33 protein-coding genes are annotated in these 20,374 nt (G+C 65.1%); 28 read left to right on the forward strand and 5 right to left on the reverse strand.

Annotated elements, in window-relative coordinates:
• Positions 1–139: 139 nt before the first annotated feature.
• The 4 genes from G7B71_RS07520 to G7B71_RS07535 form a co-directional block, all read right to left on the reverse strand.
• Complete coding sequence (locus tag G7B71_RS07520) at positions 140–352, reverse strand: hypothetical protein (RefSeq protein ID WP_166039493.1); 213 nt, start codon at positions 350–352, stop codon at positions 140–142.
• Between the two features lie 136 nt (positions 353–488).
• Positions 489–650, reverse strand: a complete 162-nt coding sequence (locus G7B71_RS07525) for a hypothetical protein (RefSeq protein ID WP_166039495.1) — start codon at positions 648–650, stop codon at positions 489–491.
• 282 nt (positions 651–932) lie between these two features.
• Positions 933–1,310 (reverse strand): hypothetical protein, encoded by a 378-nt coding sequence (locus G7B71_RS07530; RefSeq protein WP_166039497.1) that lies wholly within the window; start codon positions 1,308–1,310, stop codon positions 933–935.
• A 15-nt stretch (positions 1,311–1,325) separates the two neighbouring features.
• Positions 1,326–1,511 carry a hypothetical protein gene (locus G7B71_RS07535; RefSeq protein WP_166039499.1) on the reverse strand — a complete coding sequence of 62 codons (186 nt, stop codon included), beginning with the start codon at positions 1,509–1,511 and terminating at the stop codon, positions 1,326–1,328.
• Between the two features lie 289 nt (positions 1,512–1,800).
• Here G7B71_RS07535 and rpsL point away from each other — a divergent pair, with 289 nt between their 5' ends.
• The 28 genes from rpsL to gdhA all read left to right on the forward strand — a co-directional run bounded on the left by rpsL (position 1,801) and on the right by gdhA (position 19,963).
• Positions 1,801–2,172 carry a 30S ribosomal protein S12 gene (gene rpsL, locus G7B71_RS07540; protein ID WP_028969180.1) on the forward strand — a complete coding sequence of 124 codons (372 nt, stop codon included), beginning with the start codon at positions 1,801–1,803 and terminating at the stop codon, positions 2,170–2,172.
• Positions 2,173–2,229: 57 nt separating this feature from the next.
• Complete coding sequence (gene rpsG, locus G7B71_RS07545) at positions 2,230–2,700, forward strand: 30S ribosomal protein S7 (RefSeq protein ID WP_166039501.1); 471 nt, start codon at positions 2,230–2,232, stop codon at positions 2,698–2,700.
• 65 nt (positions 2,701–2,765) lie between these two features.
• Entirely contained in the window at positions 2,766–4,859 is a 2,094-nt protein-coding gene (fusA, locus tag G7B71_RS07550; RefSeq protein ID WP_166039503.1) for an elongation factor G, read from the forward strand.
• A 55-nt stretch (positions 4,860–4,914) separates the two neighbouring features.
• Positions 4,915–6,108, forward strand: a complete 1,194-nt coding sequence (gene tuf, locus G7B71_RS07555) for an elongation factor Tu (RefSeq protein ID WP_166039505.1) — start codon at positions 4,915–4,917, stop codon at positions 6,106–6,108.
• Positions 6,109–6,347: 239 nt separating this feature from the next.
• On the forward strand, positions 6,348–6,659 hold the full coding sequence (gene rpsJ, locus G7B71_RS07560) for a 30S ribosomal protein S10 (protein ID WP_166039507.1): 312 nt from the start codon (positions 6,348–6,350) through the stop codon (positions 6,657–6,659).
• A 183-nt stretch (positions 6,660–6,842) separates the two neighbouring features.
• Positions 6,843–7,580: a 50S ribosomal protein L3 gene (gene rplC / locus G7B71_RS07565; RefSeq protein ID WP_166039509.1), complete on the forward strand. Its 738-nt coding sequence runs from the start codon at positions 6,843–6,845 to the stop codon at positions 7,578–7,580.
• A 3-nt stretch (positions 7,581–7,583) separates the two neighbouring features.
• A complete protein-coding gene (rplD, locus tag G7B71_RS07570) occupies positions 7,584–8,210 on the forward strand; it encodes a 50S ribosomal protein L4 (RefSeq protein ID WP_166039511.1) in 627 nt (208 codons plus the stop codon).
• Entirely contained in the window at positions 8,203–8,523 is a 321-nt protein-coding gene (locus tag G7B71_RS07575; protein WP_166039513.1) for a 50S ribosomal protein L23, read from the forward strand. The genes rplD and G7B71_RS07575 overlap by 8 nt, the downstream gene beginning before the upstream one ends.
• Before the next feature lie 8 nt (positions 8,524–8,531).
• Complete coding sequence (gene rplB / locus G7B71_RS07580) at positions 8,532–9,368, forward strand: 50S ribosomal protein L2 (protein WP_166039515.1); 837 nt, start codon at positions 8,532–8,534, stop codon at positions 9,366–9,368.
• A 3-nt stretch (positions 9,369–9,371) separates the two neighbouring features.
• The gene (gene rpsS / locus G7B71_RS07585; RefSeq protein WP_166039517.1) at positions 9,372–9,647 is read left to right on the forward strand and encodes a 30S ribosomal protein S19; all 276 of its coding nucleotides are present in this window, start codon (positions 9,372–9,374) and stop codon (positions 9,645–9,647) included.
• Complete coding sequence (rplV, locus tag G7B71_RS07590) at positions 9,647–10,024, forward strand: 50S ribosomal protein L22 (RefSeq protein ID WP_166039520.1); 378 nt, start codon at positions 9,647–9,649, stop codon at positions 10,022–10,024. Before rpsS ends, rplV begins: the two co-directional genes overlap by 1 nt.
• Before the next feature lie 4 nt (positions 10,025–10,028).
• The gene (rpsC, locus tag G7B71_RS07595; protein ID WP_166039522.1) at positions 10,029–10,736 is read left to right on the forward strand and encodes a 30S ribosomal protein S3; all 708 of its coding nucleotides are present in this window, start codon (positions 10,029–10,031) and stop codon (positions 10,734–10,736) included.
• 12 nt (positions 10,737–10,748) lie between these two features.
• Complete coding sequence (rplP, locus tag G7B71_RS07600) at positions 10,749–11,174, forward strand: 50S ribosomal protein L16 (protein ID WP_166039524.1); 426 nt, start codon at positions 10,749–10,751, stop codon at positions 11,172–11,174.
• Positions 11,175–11,179: 5 nt separating this feature from the next.
• Positions 11,180–11,389 (forward strand): 50S ribosomal protein L29, encoded by a 210-nt coding sequence (rpmC, locus tag G7B71_RS07605; RefSeq protein WP_166039526.1) that lies wholly within the window; start codon positions 11,180–11,182, stop codon positions 11,387–11,389.
• 12 nt (positions 11,390–11,401) lie between these two features.
• Complete coding sequence (gene rpsQ / locus G7B71_RS07610; RefSeq protein WP_166039528.1) at positions 11,402–11,677, forward strand: 30S ribosomal protein S17; 276 nt, start codon at positions 11,402–11,404, stop codon at positions 11,675–11,677.
• A 70-nt stretch (positions 11,678–11,747) separates the two neighbouring features.
• Positions 11,748–12,116, forward strand: coding sequence for a 50S ribosomal protein L14 (gene rplN / locus G7B71_RS07615; protein ID WP_166039530.1), 369 nt, complete (start codon positions 11,748–11,750; stop codon positions 12,114–12,116).
• Positions 12,116–12,436 carry a 50S ribosomal protein L24 gene (gene rplX / locus G7B71_RS07620; protein ID WP_166039532.1) on the forward strand — a complete coding sequence of 107 codons (321 nt, stop codon included), beginning with the start codon at positions 12,116–12,118 and terminating at the stop codon, positions 12,434–12,436. The genes rplN and rplX overlap by 1 nt, the downstream gene beginning before the upstream one ends.
• Positions 12,429–13,007, forward strand: coding sequence for a 50S ribosomal protein L5 (rplE, locus tag G7B71_RS07625; RefSeq protein ID WP_166039533.1), 579 nt, complete (start codon positions 12,429–12,431; stop codon positions 13,005–13,007). The genes rplX and rplE overlap by 8 nt, the downstream gene beginning before the upstream one ends.
• Before the next feature lie 37 nt (positions 13,008–13,044).
• The gene (gene rpsN / locus G7B71_RS07630) at positions 13,045–13,350 is read left to right on the forward strand and encodes a 30S ribosomal protein S14 (RefSeq protein ID WP_166039535.1); all 306 of its coding nucleotides are present in this window, start codon (positions 13,045–13,047) and stop codon (positions 13,348–13,350) included.
• A 9-nt stretch (positions 13,351–13,359) separates the two neighbouring features.
• Positions 13,360–13,755: a 30S ribosomal protein S8 gene (rpsH, locus tag G7B71_RS07635; protein ID WP_166039537.1), complete on the forward strand. Its 396-nt coding sequence runs from the start codon at positions 13,360–13,362 to the stop codon at positions 13,753–13,755.
• On the forward strand, positions 13,755–14,288 hold the full coding sequence (gene rplF / locus G7B71_RS07640; protein WP_166039539.1) for a 50S ribosomal protein L6: 534 nt from the start codon (positions 13,755–13,757) through the stop codon (positions 14,286–14,288). Before rpsH ends, rplF begins: the two co-directional genes overlap by 1 nt.
• A 1-nt stretch (position 14,289) precedes the next feature.
• Positions 14,290–14,640 (forward strand): 50S ribosomal protein L18, encoded by a 351-nt coding sequence (gene rplR, locus G7B71_RS07645; protein WP_166039541.1) that lies wholly within the window; start codon positions 14,290–14,292, stop codon positions 14,638–14,640.
• 2 nt (positions 14,641–14,642) lie between these two features.
• A complete protein-coding gene (gene rpsE, locus G7B71_RS07650) occupies positions 14,643–15,389 on the forward strand; it encodes a 30S ribosomal protein S5 (protein ID WP_166039543.1) in 747 nt (248 codons plus the stop codon).
• Positions 15,390–15,394: 5 nt separating this feature from the next.
• A complete protein-coding gene (rpmD, locus tag G7B71_RS07655; protein ID WP_166039545.1) occupies positions 15,395–15,571 on the forward strand; it encodes a 50S ribosomal protein L30 in 177 nt (58 codons plus the stop codon).
• A gap of 76 nt (positions 15,572–15,647) precedes the next feature.
• Positions 15,648–16,184: a 50S ribosomal protein L15 gene (gene rplO, locus G7B71_RS07660; RefSeq protein ID WP_166039582.1), complete on the forward strand. Its 537-nt coding sequence runs from the start codon at positions 15,648–15,650 to the stop codon at positions 16,182–16,184.
• A 179-nt stretch (positions 16,185–16,363) separates the two neighbouring features.
• Positions 16,364–17,734: a preprotein translocase subunit SecY gene (gene secY / locus G7B71_RS07665; protein WP_166039547.1), complete on the forward strand. Its 1,371-nt coding sequence runs from the start codon at positions 16,364–16,366 to the stop codon at positions 17,732–17,734.
• Positions 17,735–17,765: 31 nt separating this feature from the next.
• Complete coding sequence (locus tag G7B71_RS07670; protein ID WP_166039549.1) at positions 17,766–18,413, forward strand: adenylate kinase; 648 nt, start codon at positions 17,766–17,768, stop codon at positions 18,411–18,413.
• A 176-nt stretch (positions 18,414–18,589) separates the two neighbouring features.
• Positions 18,590–19,963, forward strand: a complete 1,374-nt coding sequence (gdhA, locus tag G7B71_RS07675; protein ID WP_347708443.1) for an NADP-specific glutamate dehydrogenase — start codon at positions 18,590–18,592, stop codon at positions 19,961–19,963.
• Between the two features lie 54 nt (positions 19,964–20,017).
• On the opposite strand, the gene G7B71_RS07680 is transcribed toward gdhA, so the two are convergent.
• On the reverse strand, positions 20,018–20,236 hold the full coding sequence (locus G7B71_RS07680) for a hypothetical protein (protein WP_166039551.1): 219 nt from the start codon (positions 20,234–20,236) through the stop codon (positions 20,018–20,020).
• Positions 20,237–20,374 lie beyond the last annotated feature (138 nt).

Genomic DNA, 20,374 nt, shown 5'->3' on the forward strand with positions numbered 1-20,374 from the left:
AGCGAGACCCCGGCTCAAGGCCGGGGTGACGAAGAAGCCAACGGAGCGGTCCCCACCCCGTCACCCCGGGCTTGACCCGGGGCCTCGCTTCCTTCTTCTCGATGAATGTCCGCTTTGGCTGGAAAGCGGACGTCGCGTGTCAGTCGCTTTGCTCAGGAAGCTTGGTGCCGCACCACGGGCAGTAAGCGATGGAGATCACACCTCCGCCCGCTTCATTGAGGACGATAAGGCCATAGCGATTATGGTTTTCGCTGTAGTCCACGAGGCAATCGGGACAGTCGAAGCGGTCTGGATGAATGTCGCACGCATACTCAACATGGTAGCGCATCATCTCACAGCAGTGCTCGGCCATGCAGCCGTTTCACACGGCCGGTGACTGTCCGCAATGGGTCGAAAGCCGACTTTCGCCCCTTCCCGTCACCCCGGGCCTGACCCGGGGTCCCGCTTCTCTCTGCTCAGCGAATGTCCGCTTTGGTTGGAAGCGGACGTTAACGCAGCAGCTGGATGTCGTGTGCTGCTGCGGCGACGCGCCCGCGCTGCTCCACCTCATTAACAAGGACCTCGAGCCGAGCGTTCACGGCGGCAACTTCCTGCGGCGCGACGGCGTCGCCGTTCTCGACGCAGAGATAGCGGTCCCTCAGTGACCCCATACCTCCTGTGGCTTCCGAGACCGGACCCGATGGCTGTCGTGTCGCCTCTGTTCAGGCGGCCTTCCAACGCCTCTAGACGCTGGGCAACAAACTTATCGCCAAGCTGCTGAAGCAGGCCGCGCGTTCGAGCGAGCGCGTCTGCGAGCGAATGAAGTTCAGGACTTGGCATGCACGGACATTGGCGGCGCGGGCTAATGTCCGCAATGGGTCGAAAGCGGACGCCGAAGCTGAGTGTCCGCTTTGGGTGGAAAGCGGACATTGCTCCACCGGGTAAAGTTGGCTTCAGACCTCCCCTCGGTAGGTCAGCCGCCCGTCTCTGGTGTAGCAATAGACCTGGACGAAACCCAACCAGCCCTGCTCAAGCATCAGGTTTACACACAGCCCGTCTGCCGTTCGCGCAACCACAGGAAAGCGCCCTACCATCGCGAGCTCAGGTGGATCGCCGCTGCGCACGGTATAATCAGCGATACTGCGCTCGATAAATGGCTCGTCCATGGACCGCATGAAGGGCTCCTGCGCACGCAGCTGCGACAGCCGCGTGTAGAGGTAGATGTTGCCTACGAGGGAGCTGAGCACCAGCCCAGCAAGGACCATGTCTCTTCTCATGCTTCCCATGATGGAGCCGCCAGCGAATGTCCGCAATGGGTCGAAAGCGGACATTGGCCGCTCTGGCCCCTAGCCGACTTTCGACGCCTCTTCCGCGACATCCTTGATGATGGGCTCGCCGGGATCCTCGTCGGGCAGCACGAGCCACCACCAGGCGGCGGCCGCGAGAAGGACGAGCGCCAGAATCCACAGGGCCAGCGCCACTGCTCTGCGCCGGCGCCGCCCCGCTTCGGTGGGCTCCATCAGATCGGTCACGATTTTCCCCTTTTCACAGCGACTCAAGCGCAAAGGCGTGGTGGCCGGTCTGGTTCCGCTTTCCCCTGCCCCACCCCCGTTGACCCTCTCCGGACTCGCCGCTATATGCGCGCCTCGCCTGAGGGCAGGTGGTGGCTGACCGGCCAGACGCACCCTCGGCGAATTTAGCGCTGAACACTGTTGCGCATGGGAACAGGGCCGGGGGGCCGTTTCGGCCACCTCGTCCTTTGTGCATTCCGCACGAGGTTATCGGGCGCAACAGAGTAACTTATAAGGAAGTGAAGGCTTCATGCCCACGATCAACCAGCTGATCCGCAAGGGTCGCGAACCGCAGAAGGCCAAGTCGAAGGTCCCTGCGATGGAACAGAACCCGCAGAAGCGCGGAGTCTGCACCCGTGTCTACACGACGACCCCGAAGAAGCCGAACTCGGCGCTGCGCAAGGTGGCCAAGGTCCGCCTGACCAACCAGCGCGAAGTGATCAGCTACATCCCGGGCGAAGGCCACAACCTGCAGGAGCACAGCGTCGTGCTGATCCGCGGCGGCCGTGTGCGCGACCTTCCCGGCGTGCGCTACCACGTGCTGCGCGGCGTGCTCGACACCCAGGGTGTCAAGGACCGTCGCCAGTCCCGCTCCAAGTACGGCGCCAAGCGTCCGAAATAACCACGCGAGTAAGCCCCGGACAGGTTCCGGACACGGCTGAAGAGAAAGGATAATTCAATGTCCCGTCGTCGTCGCCCAGAGAAGCGCGAGATCCTCCCCGATCCCAAGTTCGGGGACATCGTCCTCTCCAAGTTCATGAACAGCGTCATGCTGGACGGCAAGAAGTCCGTCGCCGAAGGCATCGTCTACACCGCGCTCGACACCGTCGAGACGCGCGCCAAGAAGGACCCGATCGGCGTCTTTCACGAAGCGCTGAACAACATCAAGCCGGGCATCGAGGTCCGCAGCCGCCGGGTCGGCGGTGCGACCTACCAGGTCCCGGTCGAGGTGCGCCCCGAGCGCGCCCAGGCGCTCGCCATCCGCTGGCTGATCACCGCCTCGCGCGCTCGCAGCGAGAAGACCATGGCGGGCCGCCTGTCGGGCGAGCTTCTCGACGCTTCCAACAACCGCGGCAACGCGGTGAAGAAGCGCGAGGACACGCACCGCATGGCCGAGGCCAACCGCGCGTTCAGCCACTACCGCTGGTAAGAAACGTACCTATATCGTGAGGAGCCGGCCGCCCGGCTCCCCACACATTCAAGGAATTGACGATCATGGCCCGCCGCCATCCGCTCGAGAACTATCGCAACATCGGCATCATGGCCCACATCGATGCCGGCAAGACGACGACGACCGAGCGCATCCTTTATTACACCGGTAAGTCCTACAAGATTGGCGAGGTCCATGAGGGCACCGCCACGATGGACTGGATGGAGCAGGAGCAGGAGCGCGGGATCACGATCACGTCGGCCGCGACGACCTGTTTCTGGTCGGCTGACGAGGGCAAGGGCCCCGAGCACCGCATCAACATCATCGACACGCCGGGCCACGTCGACTTCACCATCGAGGTCGAGCGTTCGCTGCGCGTGCTCGACGGCGCGGTCGCCTGCTTCGACGGCGTTGCCGGCGTCGAGCCGCAGTCCGAGACGGTGTGGCGCCAGGCCGACAAGTACGGCGTGCCGCGGATGTGCTTCATCAACAAGCTGGACCGCACCGGCGCGAACTTCGAATATTGCGTCCAGTCGATCATCGATCGCCTCGGCGCCCGCCCGGCCGTCCTCTATCTGCCGATCGGCATCGAGAGCGACTTCAAGGGCCTCGTCGACCTGGTCAACAACCGCGCGATCATCTGGCTCGAGGAGAGCCTCGGCGCGAAGTTCGAATATCAGGACATCCCCGAGGACATGAAGGACAAGGCCGCGAAGGCGCGCCAGGACCTCATCGAGCTTGCCGTCGAGCAGGACGACGAGGCGATGGAAGCCTATCTCGAGGGCAACGAGCCCGACGTCGCGACCCTGAAGCGCCTGATCCGCAAGGGCACGCTCGAAATGGCGTTCGTCCCGGTCCTCACCGGTTCGGCGTTCAAGAACAAGGGCGTCCAGCCCCTGCTCGACGCCGTCGTCGACTATCTTCCGAGCCCGCTCGACGTTCCCGCCATTAAGGGCGTCAAGCTCGATGGCGAAACCGAGGACTCGCGTCCGTCGTCGGACGACGCTCCGTTCGCGGCGCTGGCGTTCAAGATCATGAACGATCCCTTCGTGGGCTCGCTCACCTTCGCGCGCATCTATTCGGGCAAGCTCTCCAAGGGCGCTTACCTGAACTCGGTGAAGGGCAAGGACGAGAAGATCGGCCGCATGCTCCTGATGCATGCGAACAGCCGTGAGGACATCGACGAGGCCTATGCCGGCGACATCGTCGCGCTCGCGGGTCTCAAGGAGACCACCACGGGCGACACGCTGTGCGCCAAGAACGCGCCGATCATCCTGGAGCGCATGGAGTTCCCGGAGCCGGTGATCGAGCTGTCGGTCGAGCCGAAGACCAAGGCCGACCAGGAGAAGATGGGCCTCGCCCTCAACCGCCTGGCCGCCGAGGATCCCTCGTTCCGCGTGTCGACCGACCACGAGTCGGGCCAGACCATCATCAAGGGGATGGGCGAGCTCCACCTCGAGATCCTGGTCGACCGCATGAAGCGCGAGTTCAAGGTCGAGGCCAATGTCGGCGCTCCTCAGGTCGCCTATCGCGAGTATCTGAAGAAGCCGGTCGACATCGACTACACCCACAAGAAGCAGTCGGGCGGCACCGGCCAGTTTGGCCGCGTCAAGGTCAAGCTGACCCCGGGTGAGCGCGGCGCCGGCATCATCTTCAAGGACGAGATCAAGGGCGGCAATATTCCCAAGGAATATATCCCCGCGATCGAGAAAGGCTTCCGCGAGACCGCGGCGACCGGTTCGCTGATCGGCTTCCCGATCATCGACTTCGAGATCCTGCTCTATGACGGCGCCTATCATGACGTCGACTCGTCGGCGCTGGCATTCGAGATCACCGCCCGCGCGGCGATGCGCGAAGCGGCCCAGAAGGCGGGAATCACCCTGCTCGAGCCGGTGATGAAGGTTGAGGTCGTGACCCCCGAGGACTATCTCGGCGACGTGATCGGCGACATCAACAGCCGGCGCGGGCAGATCCAGGGCACCGACAGCCGCGGCAACGCGCAGGTCGTCGAGGCGCTGGTGCCGCTTGCGAATATGTTCGGCTACGTTAATGAGCTTCGGTCCTTCACCCAGGGCCGCGCTCAGTACTCGATGCAGTTCTCGCACTATGACGAGGTCCCTGCAAACGTGGCTGAAGAGGTCAAGGCGAAGCTGGCGTAAGCCCGTCCGAGCTTATCGAGTTGATTTTACGTAAGAAAACGAAGGGTTTGGCATAATGGCGAAAGCTAAGTTTGAGCGGAACAAGCCGCACTGCAACATCGGCACCATCGGTCACGTCGACCACGGCAAGACCTCGCTGACCGCGGCCATCACCAAGGTGCTGTCGGAGAACGTCGCGGGCAACGCGGCGGTCGACTTCGCCAACATCGACAAGGCGCCGGAAGAGCGTGAGCGCGGCATCACCATCTCGACCGCGCACGTCGAGTATGAGACCGACGCCCGCCACTACGCGCACGTCGACTGCCCGGGCCACGCCGACTATGTGAAGAACATGATCACCGGCGCGGCGCAAATGGACGGCGCGATCCTGGTCGTGTCGGCCACCGACGGTCCGATGCCGCAGACCAAGGAGCACATCCTGCTCGCCAAGCAGGTCGGCGTTCCGACCATGGTCGTGTTCATGAACAAGGCCGACCTGGTCGACGACGAGGAAATCCTCGAGCTGGTCGAGATGGAAATCCGCGAGGAGCTGTCCAAGCGCGATTTCGACGGCGACAACATTCCGATCATCCGCGGCTCGGCCACTGCCGCGCTGTCGGGTTCGGACAAGAAGCTCGGCCAGGACGCGATTCTGGAGCTGATGAAGGCGGTCGACGAGTGGATCCCGCAGCCGGAGCGCCCGCTCGACAAGCCGTTCCTGATGCCGATCGAGGACGTGTTCTCGATCTCGGGCCGCGGCACCGTCGTCACCGGTCGCGTCGAGACCGGAATCGTCAAGGTTGGCGAGGAAGTCGAGATCGTCGGCATCAAGGACACCCGCAAGACCGTCGTCACCGGCGTCGAGATGTTCCGCAAGCTGCTCGACCAGGGCCAGGCCGGCGACAACATCGGCGCTCTGATCCGCGGCGTCGGCCGTGAGGAAGTCGAGCGTGGCCAGGTTCTGGCCAAGCCGGGCTCGATCACCCCGCACACCGACTTCTCGGCCGAGGTGTACGTCCTGTCGAAGGACGAGGGCGGCCGTCACACGCCGTTCTTCGCCAACTACCGTCCGCAGTTCTACTTCCGCACGACCGACGTGACGGGCGAAGTGGTCCTGCCGGAAGGCACCGAGATGGTCATGCCGGGCGACAACGTGACGCTCGCCGTGAAGCTGATCGCTCCGATCGCCATGGACCAGGGTCTGCGCTTCGCCATTCGCGAAGGCGGCCGCACGGTTGGCGCCGGCGTCGTCGGCACCATCACGAAGTAAGCGTCACGCTACTTCGTAAGGGTTCAGGAGGCCCGGTTCCCGCAAGGGAGCCGGGCCTTCCCTTTTTATGAAGGCACCCCACATCGGGCGTGGCCCGAATTCGACCGCGAGCCGGGCCGATCCGGCTCGAAAGGGGTTGATTTCGAACCACGCCTCTGGCAGGGGCGCGCTTCTTCTGGAATTTGAACAGCAAGAGGCCCGGTCACGGGCCCAGGCTCTTTCGCATCGGTAAAGTGGAAATGGATACCAACAACATCCGCATTCGCCTGAAGGCGTTCGACCATCGCGTCCTCGATCAGGCGACCGGCGACATCGCCGACACCGCCCGCCGCACCGGCGCGCTCATCCGCGGACCCATTCCACTGCCGACGCTGATCGAGAAGTTCACGGTCAACCGTTCGCCGCACGTCGACAAGAAGTCGCGCGAGCAGTTCGAGGTCCGGACCTACAAGCGGCTGCTCGACATCGTGCAGCCCACGCCGCAGACGGTCGACGCGCTGATGAAGCTCGATCTGGCCGCCGGCGTCGACGTCGAGATCAAGCTGGCCTGACGGCCGGCAGCGCTTCCATCGGAAGCGCGCGACTAGGGTGATACCGCGCAGCGACGCTGCGGCCTGCGTCCCCGCCGTCTCGCTTCACACGCGAGGCACAAGCCCAGGCGGGGCACGCATCACATTCGGGCTTGCACGCCCCCGGCATGTCGTCGGGGGCCTATGCATAGGAGTGAGTGGATCATGCGCACTGGCGTGATCGCGAAGAAAATGGGGATGACCCGTCTGTTCCAGGACGACGGCCGGCACGTGCCGGTAACCGTTCTGGCTCTCGACAATGTCCAGGTCGTCGCCCGTCGCGAAACCGATCGTGATGGCTATGTTGCCGTCCAGCTTGGCGCTGGCAGCGCCAAGGCCAAGAACCTGACCAAGCCCGAGCGCGGTCACTTCGGCAAGGCCGAGGTGGAGCCGAAGGCGCGTCTGGCCGAATTCCGTGTCGCCGAGGATGCCCTCCTCGACGTCGGCGCGACCATTTCGGCCGACCATTTCATCGCCGGCCAGATGGTCGACGTCCAGGGCGTCACCCAGGGTAAGGGCTTCGCCGGCGCCATGAAGCGCTGGGGCTTCGGCGGTCTTCGCGCCACCCACGGCGTCTCGGTCTCGCACCGTTCGCACGGTTCGACCGGTCAGCGCCAGGATCCCGGCAAGGTCTTCAAGAACAAGAAGATGGCCGGCCACATGGGTGCTCGCACCCGTACCCAGCAGAATCTCGAGATCGTCCGCACCGACGTCGAGCGCGGCCTCCTCTTCGTGAAGGGCTCCGTGCCCGGTCACAAGGGCAGCTGGCTGCTCGTTCGCGACGCCGTGAAGGTCTCGCGTCCGGACAATGTCCCCTACCCTGCCGGCATTCGCCAGGCCGCTGCCGCCAACGAGGCGCCCGCTGCCGAAGCTCCGGCCGAAACCGCGGGCCAGGAAGGTTAAGCCATGAAGGTCACCACCAAAACCCTCGACGGCGGCAAGGGCTCGGTCATCGAGCTCAATGACGACGTGTTCGGCATCGAGCCGCGCGCCGACATCCTGCACCGTGTCGTCACCTGGCAGCTCGAGAAGCGCCGCGGCACCGCCCGCGCCGCCCGCGAGCGCTCCGACGTCGCCCGCACCGGCAAGAAGTTCGGTCGCCAGAAGGGCGGCGGCACCGCCCGTCACGGCGATCGCAAGGCGCCGATCTTCATCGGCGGCGGCAAGGCGCACGGCCCGCGGGTCCGCGACTTCAATCCGTCGCTGAACAAGAAGGTCCGCGCGCTCGGTCTCAAGATGGCGCTCTCGGCCAAGGCCCGCGACGGCCAGCTGGTCGTGCTCGACAATCTCGACATGAGCGACGCCAAGACCAAGGTGCTCAAGGGCAACCTCGCCGGCCTCGGCTTCGGCCGCAAGGCGCTGGTGATCGACGGTGACGCGGTCAGCGTCGGCTTCGCCCGTGCCTCGTCGAACCTGGCGGAGATCAATCTCCTGCCGGCGATCGGCGCCAACGTTTACGACATCCTCAACCACGAGACGCTGGTGCTGACCCGCGCCGCGGTCGAGAAGCTGGAGGCCCGCTTCAATGGCTAAGAAGCCGACCAAGCAGGCGGCGGTCGACATCAATCATTATGATGTCGTCCTCGCGCCGCACATCACCGAGAAGGCGACCCTGCTCTCCGAGCAGAACGCGGTCGTGTTCAAGGTCGCCGGAGGTGCCTCCAAGCCGCAGATCAAGGCTGCGGTCGAGGCCCTGTTCAACGTGAACGTCACCGGCGTGAACACCATCACCCAGAAGGGCAAGACCAAGCGTTGGAAGGGCACCCCCTACCGCCGGTCTGACTTCAAGAAGGCTGTCGTGACCCTGGCCGAAGGCCAGTCGATCGACATCACCACCGGGATCTGAGGCGGACCATGGCACTCAAGACCTACAATCCGACCACCTCGTCGCAGCGCGGCCTGATCCTGGTCGACAAGTCGTCCCTGTGGAAGGGCAAGCCGGTCAAGGCTCTCACCGAGGGCAAGCGCAAGACCGGCGGCCGCAACAACAAGGGCCACGTCACGTCGCGCGGAATCGCCGGCGGCCACAAGCAGCGCTATCGCTACGTCGATTTCAAGCGCCGCAAGTGGGACATGGTCGCGACCGTCGAGCGTCTGGAATATGACCCGAACCGCACTGCGTTCATCGCCCTCGTTAAGTACGAGGACGGCGAGCTCGCCTACATCCTCGCGCCGCAGCGGCTTGCCGTCGGCGACCAGGTGATCGCCGGCAAGAAGGTCGACGTGAAGCCGGGCAACGCGATGGAGCTGGGCCAGATGCCGGTCGGCACCATCGTCCACAACGTGGAGATGAAGCCGGGCAAGGGCGGCCAGATCGCCCGCGCCGCCGGGACCTATGTCCAGGTTGTCGGCCGCGACCGCGGAATGGTGATCGTCCGCCTGAATTCGGGTGAGCAGCGCTACATCCGCAGCGATTGCATGGGCACGGTTGGCGCGGTCTCGAACCCCGACAACCAGAACCAGAATTTCGGCAAGGCCGGCCGCACCCGCTGGCAGGGTCGCCGTCCGCTCACCCGCGGCGTCGCTAAGAACCCGGTCGACCACCCGCACGGCGGCGGTGAAGGCCGCACCTCGGGCGGCCGTCATCCGGTCACTCCGTGGGGCAAGCCGACCAAGGGTGCCCGCACCCGTTCCAACAAGGCGACGGACAAGATGATCATCCGGTCACGTCACGCGAAGAAGAAGAGGTAAGTCATGGCCCGTTCCGTCTGGAAAGGTCCGTTCGTCGAGCTGAGCCTGCTGAAAAAGGCTCAGACCGCGCAGGAGACCAATGCCCGTGCGCCGATCAAGACCTGGTCGCGCCGTTCCACCATCCTGCCCGACTTCGTCGGCCTCACCTTCAATGTTTATAACGGCCGCAAGTTCGTGCCCGTGTCCGTCTCCGAGGAGATGGTCGGCATGAAGCTCGGCGAGTTCGCGCCGACCCGCTACTTCCCGGGTCACGCTGCCGACAAGAAGGGCAAGCGCTAATGGGACAGGCCAAGAATCCCCGCCGCGTGGCGGAGAACGAGGCGCTGGCCGTGGGCACGATGATCCGTGGCTCGGCCCAGAAGCTCAACCTCGTCGCTCAGATGATCCGCGGCAAGAAGGCCGAAGAGGCTCTCAACATCCTCTCCTTCTCGCCGAAGGCGATGGCGGTGGATGCGCGCAAGGTGCTCGCCTCCGCGATCGCCAATGCCGAGAACAACCACAATCTCGACGTCGACAGCCTGGTGGTTGCCGAGGCGAGCGTGGGCAAGTCGATCACCATGAAGCGCTTCGCCGCCCGCGCCCGCGGCCGCGGCACCCGCATCGTCAAGCCGTTCAGCCGGCTGCGCATTGTCGTGCGCGAGCAGCAGGAAGCATAAGCATATGGGTCAGAAAACCTCCCCCATCGGTCTGCGCCTGCAGATCAACCGGACCTGGGACAGCCGCTGGTTCGCCCGCGGCGACGATTATGGCCGGCTGCTGCTCGAAGATCTCAAGATGCGGCAGTACATCATGAAGACGCTGCCGCAGGCGGCGATCTCCAAGGTGGTCATCGAGCGTCCGGCCAAGCTGTGCCGCGTGTCCATCTATGCCGCGCGCCCCGGCGTGATCATCGGCAAGAAGGGCGCCGACATCGAGAAGCTGCGCAGCAAGCTGCGCGAGTTCACCTCGTCGGACGTCAGCCTCAACATCGTCGAGATCCGCAAGCCGGAGATCGACTCCAAGCTCGTCGCCCAGGGCGTCGCCGACCAACTCGAGCGCCGCATCGCCTTCCGCCGCGCGATGAAGCGCGCGGTTCAGTCGGCGCTGCGTCTTGGCGCCGAGGGAATCCGTATTACATGTAGCGGCCGGCTCGGCGGCGCGGAGATCGCGCGCACCGAATGGTACCGTGAGGGCCGGGTGCCGCTCCACACGCTGCGCGCGAACGTCGATTATGCGGAGGCCACGGCCCACACCGCTTACGGCGTGTGCGGCGTGAAGGTGTGGATCTTCAAGGGCGAGATCCTCGGTCACGACCCGCTCGCGCAGGACCGGCTGATGATGGAGGCTCAGACCTCCGGAGTCCGCCCGGCCCGCGACGACCGCCGCTAAGGAATAAGAGAAATGCTGCAACCAAAGCGCACCAAATTCCGCAAGGCGTTCAAGGGCCGCATCCATGGCGACGCCAAGGGCGGCACGGCGCTCAACTTCGGCGCCTTCGGCCTCAAGGCCATGGAGCCGGAGCGGATCACCGCCCGCCAGATCGAGGCGGCGCGCCGCGCCATCACCCGCCACATCCGCCGTCAGGGCCGGTTGTGGATCCGCATCTTCCCGGACGTGCCGGTCTCGTCGAAGCCGACCGAGGTCCGCATGGGTAAGGGTAAGGGCTCGCCCGAATATTGGGTCGCCCGCGTGAAGCCGGGCCGCATCCTGTTCGAGCTGGACGGCGTACCCGGCGAGCTCGCCAAGGTCGCCTTCGAGCGTGCCGCTGAAAAGCTGCCGATCAAGGTCAAGTTCGTTGCTCGCCTCGGCGAGCAGATTGAGGGTTAAGCAAGATGTCCGACATCAAAGACCTTCGCACCCGCACCGACGACGAGCTCGCCCAGCGTCTCGCCGACCTGAAGCGTGAGCAGTTCAACCTGCGCTTCCAGGCGGCGACCAACCAGCTGGAGAAGCCGAGCCGCGTTCGCGAGGTGCGTCGCTCCATCGCCCAGATCAAGACGCTGCAGACGCAGCGCGCCAGTGCCGCCCAGGCGCAGGCTTAAGGAGAACGCCAGATGCCGAAGCGCGTCATGACCGGGACCGTGGTGTCCGACAAGACCGACAAGACCGTGGTGGTCCTGGTCGAGCGGCGGGTGAAGCACCCGCTGTACGGCAAGATCATTCGCCGGTCGAAGAAGTATCATGCCCATGACGAGACCAACGAGGTCCGCGCGGGCGAGACGGTGCGGATCGAAGAGACCAAGCCGATCTCGAAGCTGAAGACTTGGACGGTCGTGGAGCGGATCGGAACCCGCGCCACCGGCCGAGCCACGGACGACGCCAACGTTTGAGTTCCGCGCAAGCGGGTGAGTTGAAGCTGATCGCCGGACCCGTTCCGGTTGAAGTGAAAGGAATGGATCTATGATCCAGATGCAGTCAAACCTGGACGTCGCCGACAACAGCGGCGCCAAGCGCGTCCAGTGCATCAAGGTGCTGGGCGGCTCCAAACGGCGCTTCGCCGGCGTTGGCGACATCATCGTCGTCTCCGTCAAGGAAGCCGCGCCGCGCGGCCGCGTGAAGAAGGGCGACGTCCACAAGGCCGTCATCGTTCGCACCGCGAAGGACATCCACCGTGCCGACGGATCGACCATCCGGTTCGATTCCAACGCCGCGGTGCTCGTGAACAACAACCAGGAGCCGATCGGCACCCGTATCTTCGGGCCGGTCGTCCGCGAACTGCGCGCGAAGAAGCACATGAAGATCATTTCGCTCGCGCCCGAGGTGCTGTGATGGCTGCTGCCAAGATCAAGAAGGGCGACAAGGTCGTGGTCCTGTCCGGCAAGGACAAGGGCAAGCACGGCGAAGTCGTGAAGTCGATGCCGAAGGAAGGCAAGGTCGTGGTTGCCGGCGTGAACATCGCCGTCCGTCACCGCAAGCCGTCCCAGGCCAACCCGCAGGGCGGCCTCGAGCGCTCGGAAGCGCCGATGCACGTGTCCAAGGTCGCTCTCGAGGACCCGAAGACCGGCAAGCCGACCCGTGTCCGCTTCGAGGAGCGCGACGGCAAGAAGGTCCGCGTGGCCGTGAAGTCCGGAGAGCTGATCAATGGCTGACAAATACACCCCGCGCCTGCGCAAGGACTATGACGACCGCATCGCCCCCGCGATGATGGAGAAGTTCGGTTACAAGAACCGGATGGAAATCCCGCGGATCGACAAGATCGTGCTCAACATGGGCATCGGCGAGGCGACCCAGGACAAGAAGAAGGTCGAGACCGCTGCGGCCGAGATGGAGCTGATCGCTGGCCAGAAGCCGGTGATCGCCAAGGCCAAAAAGTCGATCGCCCAGTTCAAGCTGCGCGAAGGCATGGCGATCGGCTGCAAGGTCACGCTGCGCCGCGAGCGCATGTACGAGTTCCTGGACCGCCTGGTCACGATCGCGCTCCCGCGCGTCCGCGACTTCCGCGGCCTCAACCCGAAGTCGTTCGACGGCCGTGGCAACTACGCCATGGGCCTCAAGGAGCAGCTGGTCTTCCCGGAGATCAGCTACGACAAGGTCGACAAGGTCCGGGGCATGGACATCATCGTCACCACCACCGCGAAGACGGACGAGGAAGCGCGCGAGCTGCTGCGCCTCTTCAACTTCCCGTTCCCGCAGGACCAGGATCAGAAGCAGGCCGCGTAAGCGGACCTGCTCCACGAGAAGGAAGAGAACTTAAGTCATGGCGAAACTGAGTTCCATCAACAAGAACGAGCGTCGCAAGAAGCTGGCGAAGAAGTATGCCGGCCGCATTTCGAAGCTCAAGGCACAGGCGAACGACGAAAGCCTGGACGAGACCGAGCGGCTGATGGCCCGCCTGAAGCTCGCCGAAGTGCCGCGCAACGGCAACCCGACCCGCATCCGCAATCGGTGCGAGCTCACGGGCCGTCCGCGCGCTTATTATCGCAAGTTCCGGCTGTCGCGCGTCATGCTGCGCGAACTGGGCAACAAGGGCCTGATCCCGGGCCTCACGAAGTCGAGCTGGTAAGGTAGACCGATGCCATTGACCGATCCCCTGGGTGATATGCTCACCCGCATCCGCAACGGCCAGCAGGCGCGCAAGGACTCCGTGGTGAGCCCGGCGTCGAAGCTGCGCGCCCGCGTGCTCGACGTGCTCCAGCGCGAGGGCTACATCCGCGGCTATCAGGAAGATGAGCAGGGCGCTCACAAGAGCCTGCGCATCGAGCTGAAATATTTCGAGGGCCAGCCCGCGATCCAGCACGTCTCCCGTGTCTCGAAGCCCGGCCGCCGGGTCTATTCGGGCGCCCAGGAGCTGCCGCGCATCCGCAACGGCCTGGGCATCACCATCGTGTCGACGCCGAAGGGCGTTCTGAGCGACGCCGAGGCGCGCGCCCAGAATGTCGGCGGCGAAGTGCTCGCGGAGGTCTTCTAATGTCCCGCATTGGCAAGCGACCAATTCCGGTCCCGGCCGGCGTCACCGCGACGATCGAGGGCGGCCAGCTCAGCGTGAAGGGTCCCAAGGGCACCCTCTCCCTGCAGCTGCGTGACGAGATCAGCTACGAGGTCGAAGGCGACGGCATTGTCGTCAAGCCGGCGAACGACACCAAGGCGGCGCGAGCCTTCTGGGGCATGCAGCGCACCCTGGTGCAGAACCTCGTCACCGGCGTCACCGAAGGGTTCACCAAGACGCTGGAGATCACCGGCGTCGGCTACCGCGCCGCGGCCCAGGGCAAGAACCTGAAGCTGCAGCTCGGCTACAGCCACGACGTGAACATCCCGGTGCCGGAGGGGATCGACATCAAGACCCCGGATCCGACCACGGTCGAGATCAGCGGCATCGACAAGCAGCGTGTCGGCCAGATCGCGGCCGAGATCCGCCGCTGGCGCAAGCCGGAGCCCTATAAGGGCAAGGGCATCAAGTATCGCGGCGAGTATATCTTCCGCAAAGAAGGCAAGAAGAAGTAAGATGGCAAAGCTCTCCCTCTTCGACCGCCGCCGCCAGCGAGTCCGCACCGCGCTTCGCAAGCGCGCCGGCGACCGCCTGCGCCTGTCGGTGCACCGTTCCGGCCGCCACATCTATGCGCAGGTCATCGACGACCGCGCCGGCAAGACCCTCGCCGCCGCCTCCACCCTGGAGAAGGACGCGAAGGGCCCCGGCGCCACCGTCGCCTCCGCGCAGGAAGTCGGCAAGCGAATCGCCGAGCGCGCCAAGGCCGCCGGCGTCAGCCGCGTGATCTTCGATCGCGGCGGCTTCCTCTTCCACGGGCGCGTCAAGGCGCTCGCCGATGCCGCCCGCGAAGGCGGCCTGGAGTTCTGATGATGGCTGACGAGAATACCGAAGTGCAGGGCACCGAAGTCCAGGCCGGCGCTCCCGCCGCCGAGGCTCCGGCGACCGACCAGCAGCCGCAGCAGCAGCAGCGCCGCGGACGTGGCGGACGTGGTGGCGGCGGCGACAATCGCGGTCGCGGCGGCCGTGACGGCAACCGTGGCCGGCGCGACGACCGGCGCGGACGCGGCGACGACGATGGTGGCGAGGAGCTCATCGAGAAGCTCGTCCACATCAACCGCGTCTCCAAGACCGTGAAGGGCGGCAAGCGCTTCGGCTTCGCGGCTTTGGTCGTCGTTGGCGACGGCAAGGGCCGGGTCGGCTTCGGCCATGGCAAGGCGCGCGAAGTGCCGGAGGCGATCTCCAAGGCGACCGCGGCTGCCAAGAAGGCGATGGTCCGCGTGCCGCTGCGCGAGGGCCGCACCCTTCATCACGACGGCAACGGCCATTTCGGCGCCGGCAGGGTCCACGTCCGTACCGCTCCGGCGGGTACCGGCATCATCGCCGGCGGTCCGATGCGCGCCGTGTTCGAGAGCCTTGGCGTCGCCGACGTGGTGACCAAGTCGGTCGGCACGTCCAACCCCTACAACATGATCCGCGCGACCTTCGAGGCGCTGAAGGATCAGTCGAGCCCGAAGGCCGTCGCCCAGCGCCGCGGCAAGAAGGTCGCTGACCTGCTCAGCCGCGGCGGCGCTTCGGCCGAGGCGGCCGAGGCGGAAGCCCTCGCGGTTTCGGAGTAAGCGTCATGGCCAAAGTGAAGATCACCCAGACCGGATCGCCGATCCGCCGCGACCCGAGCCAGCGCAAGACGCTGATCGGCCTCGGCCTCAACAAGCGCCACCGCACGGTGGAGCTCGAGGACACCCCCGAGGTCCGCGGCATGATCCGCAAGGTCCAGCACATGGTGCAGGTCGAGGGCTAAGTCCCAATCCCCTCTCCCGCTCGCGCGGGAGAGGGATTTCCTTTTAGCGCGACAAAAGCGAAAGCGAGTGCAGACAATGAAACTCAACGATCTCCGCGACAATCCTGGCGCCCGCAAGTCCCGCGTCCGTGTCGGCCGCGGCATCGGCTCCGGCCTCGGCAAGACTGCCGGCCGTGGTCAGAAGGGCCAGACCAGCCGCTCGGGCGTCTCGATCAACGGCTTCGAGGGCGGCCAGATGCCGCTCCACATGCGGCTCCCGAAGCGCGGCTTCAACAATCCGTTCGCCAAGGACTATGCCGAGCTGAACATCGGCGCGATCCAGAAGGCGGTCGATGCCAAGAAGCTCGACGCCAAGGCGACGCTCGACCAGGCGGCGCTGCGCGAGGCCGGCCTGGTCCGCGGCGGCAAGGACGGCGTCCGCATCCTCGGCAAGGGCGAGCTCAAGACCAAGCTGTCGTTCCGCGTCGCCGGCGTCAGCGCCGGCGCCCGCGAGGCGATCGAAAAGGCCGGCGGTTCGGTCGAGGTGATTGAAGTGGTGGCCGCGGCTGACAAGGCGAAGGCGAAGCACCGCAAGGGCGCTCGCTCGCAAGCCAAGGCGAAGGCCGAGGCCTAAGGCCTCGCCGGATCCCACATTGCGAAACACACGAAGCAATCCATCCTCGCGAAACGGGGTTGGGTTGCTTCGTTGCAATAGGGACCAGCCATTCCACGCGCGGCCCTTCGCAGCGCCGACAAAAGCACTATATCGGGGCGTCGGTCGACCGGCCCCGGTGAATCAGCAGTAGGACGAACATGGCATCCGCAGCCGAACAGATGGCCGCCAACATCAGCCTGGCGAACTTCGCCAAGGCGACCGACCTCAAGAAGAGGCTGTGGTTCACCCTCGGCGCGCTGATCGTCTTCCGCCTGCTCAGCTACGTCCCGCTGCCCGGCCTCGATCCGCGCGCGCTGACGACGCTGTTCAACACCACGCGCGGTGGAGTGCTCGATTTCTTCAACATGTTCTCGGGCGGCAGCCTCGAGCGCATGTCGATCATCGCCCTGGGCGTGATGCCCTACATCACCGCCTCGATCGTCATCCAGCTCGCCTCGAGCATGTCCCCCACCCTCGCCGCCCTCAAGAAAGAGGGCGAGAGCGGGCGCAAAAAACTGAACCAGTACACCCGCTACGGCACCGTGCTGCTGTGCGCCGTGCAGGGCTATTTCATGGCCGTCGGCCTCGAGAGCTGGGGCGCCGGCAGCGGCCAGTCGGCGGTCGTCGATCCCGGCATGATGTTCCGCATCAGCGCGGTCATCAGCCTGGTCGGCGGCACCATGTTCCTGATGTGGCTCGGCGAGCAGATCACCAGCCGCGGCATCGGCAACGGCATCTCGCTGATCATCATGGCCGGCATCGTCGCCAGCTTCCCGACCAGCCTCGCGCAATTGTTCGAAGGCGGCCGCACGGGCAGCCTCCAGCCGGTTACGATCATCATGCTGATCGCGCTGGCCACCAGCCTCGTGCTCTTCATCTGCTTCGTGGAGCGCGCCCAGCGCCGCATCCTGATCCAATATCCCAAGCGCCAGACCGCGCGCGGCCAGATCCAGCAGGAGCGCTCTCACCTGCCCTTGAAGGTCAACACCGCCAACGTCATTCCGCCGATCTTCGCCTCGTCGCTGCTGCTGATGCCGCTTACGATCGCGCAGTTCGCGGGCACTCAGCAGACCGGCGAGAGCGCCTGGGGCGATTTCGTCATCCAGCTCACCCAGTGGCTGCAGCACGGCGCGCCGCTCTACATGCTGCTCTACGGCGCCGGCATCATCTTCTTCACCTTCTTCTACGTTTCGGTGGTGTTCAATCCCGAGGAGACGGCGGACAATCTGAAGAAGCATGGCGGCTTCATCCCCGGCATCCGTCCCGGCAAGCGCACCGAGGAATATCTCGATTACGTGCTGACCCGGATCACCGTGATCGGTGCCGCCTACCTCACCATCATCTGTCTGGTGCCCGAATATCTGATCGCCCGGGCGGGCATCCCCTTCTACCTCGGCGGCACCAGCCTGCTGATCGTGGTCAACGTGACCATGGACACGGTGACCCAGATCCAGAGCCACCTGCTCGCCCACCAATATGGCGACCTCATCAAGAAGGCGAAGTTGAAGGGCGGCACGATCCGGCGCTAAGGCCGGGCGGGCAACAGGGGACGGCTTCCAGGTGAACATCATCCTTCTGGGCCCGCCGGGCGCGGGCAAGGGCACGCAGGCGAGCCGCCTCGTCAAGGACCATGCCATGGTCCAGCTGTCGACCGGCGACATGCTTCGTGCCGCGGTCAAGGCCGAGACGCCCGTCGGCCTCGAGGCCAAGGCGGTGATGGAAGCCGGCGAGCTCGTCTCCGACGACATCGTCACCCGCCTGATCGACGACGAGCTGACCCAGATCGGCCCGGTCCGCGGCGTGATCTTCGATGGCTATCCGCGAACTGCCGCCCAGGCCGAATCGCTCGAAGGGCTGCTCGCCAAGCACGGCCGCAAGCTTGACCACGTCATCGAGCTGGAGGTCGACGAGGACGCACTGGTCGACCGGATCACCGGCCGCTTCACCTGCGCCAAGTGCGGCGAGGGCTATCACGACCGCTACAAGCTGCCCAGGACCCCGACCCTGTGCGACGTATGCGGCTCCGACCAGTTCAAGCGCCGCGCCGACGACAATGAGGCGACGGTGCGCCAGCGCATGGCCGAATATCGCGCCAAGACCGCGCCGATCCTCCCCTTCTACGAGGCGCGCGGCCTGGTGAAGCGGGTCGACGGCATGGCCCCGATCGCCGAAGTCAGCGCCGGCATCGAGACGATACTGGCGGGTTAAGGTCCTTCGCTGCCGCTTGCGGGAGGTGATCGGGCGACCAAGCTGCATTCTGGCACGACCGCCGCTCCGGCGGCGCACTGGCATTCCCGTAAAAAGTGCTATGCAGGACTTAGAGCGCGACTCCGCGTCCGCGGCGCCGTGCCCATCCGCAACACGCTCTGTGGGGGAGCAGCGTCATGCAAATGCACAGGACCAGCGTTACCGATCACGTCGACCTTGAAGGCTTCATGGAGGGCGTCGCCCGGCGCAATCCAGGCCAGTCCGAGTTCATCCAGGCTGTCCGCGAGGTGGCCGAGGACATTTTCGACTTCATCGAGGACAAGGTCGAATATCACGAAGCGCAGATCCTGCGCCGAATCGCCGAGCCCGACCGGGTCGTCTCGTTCCGGGTCTGCTGGGAGGACGACAACGGCAGCATCCGCGTGAACCGCGGCTACCGCGTCCAGAACAATAATGCGATCGGCCCCTACAAGGGCGGCATCCGCTTCCACCCGAGCGTCAACGAGTCGATCCTCAAGTTCCTCGCCTTCGAGCAGACGTTCAAGAACGCGCTCACCGGCCTGCCCATGGGCGGCGGCAAGGGCGGCGCGAACTTCAATCCCAAGGGCAAGAGCGTCAACGAGATCATGCGCTTCTGCCAGAGCTTCATGACCGAGCTCTACCGCCATATCGGCGCGAACGTCGACGTGCCCGCCGGCGACATCGGCGTTGGCGCGCGCGAGATCGGCTTCATGTTCGGCCAGTACAAGCGCATCACCAATGCTTGGGAAGGCGTGCTCACCGGCAAGGGCCTCGAATATGGCGGCTCGCTGATCCGGCCCGAGGCGACCGGCTACGGTGCGGTCTATTTCCTCGAGAACATGGTCAAGACCCGCGGCCGTGACCTGGCCGGAGTCACCGCGGTGATCTCCGGCTCCGGCAACGTCGCCACCCATGCGGCGGAGAAGATCACGCAGCTCGGCGGCAAGGTCGTCACCCTGTCGGATTCGGAAGGGTTCATTCACGATCCCGATGGCATCGGGCTGGAGAAGATCCAGTGGGTCAAGGACCACAAGACCCACCGCCGCGGCCGCATCAGCCAATATGCCGAGGAGTTCAAGGGCGCGACTTTCCACGGCGACCGCGCCCGTCCCTGGGCGGTTCCCTGCGACGTCGCCATGCCCTGCGCGACCCAGAACGAGCTCAACGGCGAGGATGCCCGAACGCTCGTCAAGAACGGCTGCTTCGCGGTCTCGGAAGGCGCCAACATGCCGACCGACCTCGAAGGCGTGCACGTCTTCAAGGATGCGCAGCTCCTCTACGCGCCCGGCAAGGCCTCCAACGCCGGCGGCGTCGCGGTGTCCGGCCTCGAGATGAGCCAGAATAGCGAGCGCCGCTCGTGGAAGGAATCGGAGCTCCAGCAGCTCCTGCGCGACATCATGGACGGCATTCACGACCGCTGCCTGGAATATGGCCGCAAGTCGGACGACTACGTCGACTATGTGAAGGGCGCCAACATCGCCGGCTTCAAGAAGGTCGCCGACGCCATGCTGGCGTTCGGAGTGGTGTGAGGGCCGCGGACGCGTGGAAGACCGCACTAGCGGTCTTCCGCGCCCGCCGGCCGTCTAGTCGTCCAGCGCCAGCCTGCGAACGACCCGCCTTGTAGGGCGCTGGCCTTCGTCCTGGCCGACATAGAACCACAGGAACCGCCCGCGGCTCTCGCTGCACGGATTCTGCTCGGTGCAGCTGGTGCGCGAATCCTGGCGGCGATTGTCCTGCGCCGCGGCGGGGCTCGCGGCCACGGCCGCGGTAGCAGCAAGGATGATGATCGAAAGCTTCCTCACGCACGTCCTCCCTTGGCGGTCGCCCTCGTGCTTGATCGGGCCATGGAAGGCTTTCTCAGGTGAACGCGGGATGAACCCCGATCCTCGGCCGCTACTTTTGTAGCTCCTTGTTCAACATCATGAAAAGTCTCGCGCTTT

This window comes from Sphingosinicella sp. YJ22, assembly GCF_011320075.1.
In the GTDB taxonomy this organism is placed as follows: domain Bacteria; phylum Pseudomonadota; class Alphaproteobacteria; order Sphingomonadales; family Sphingomonadaceae; genus Allosphingosinicella.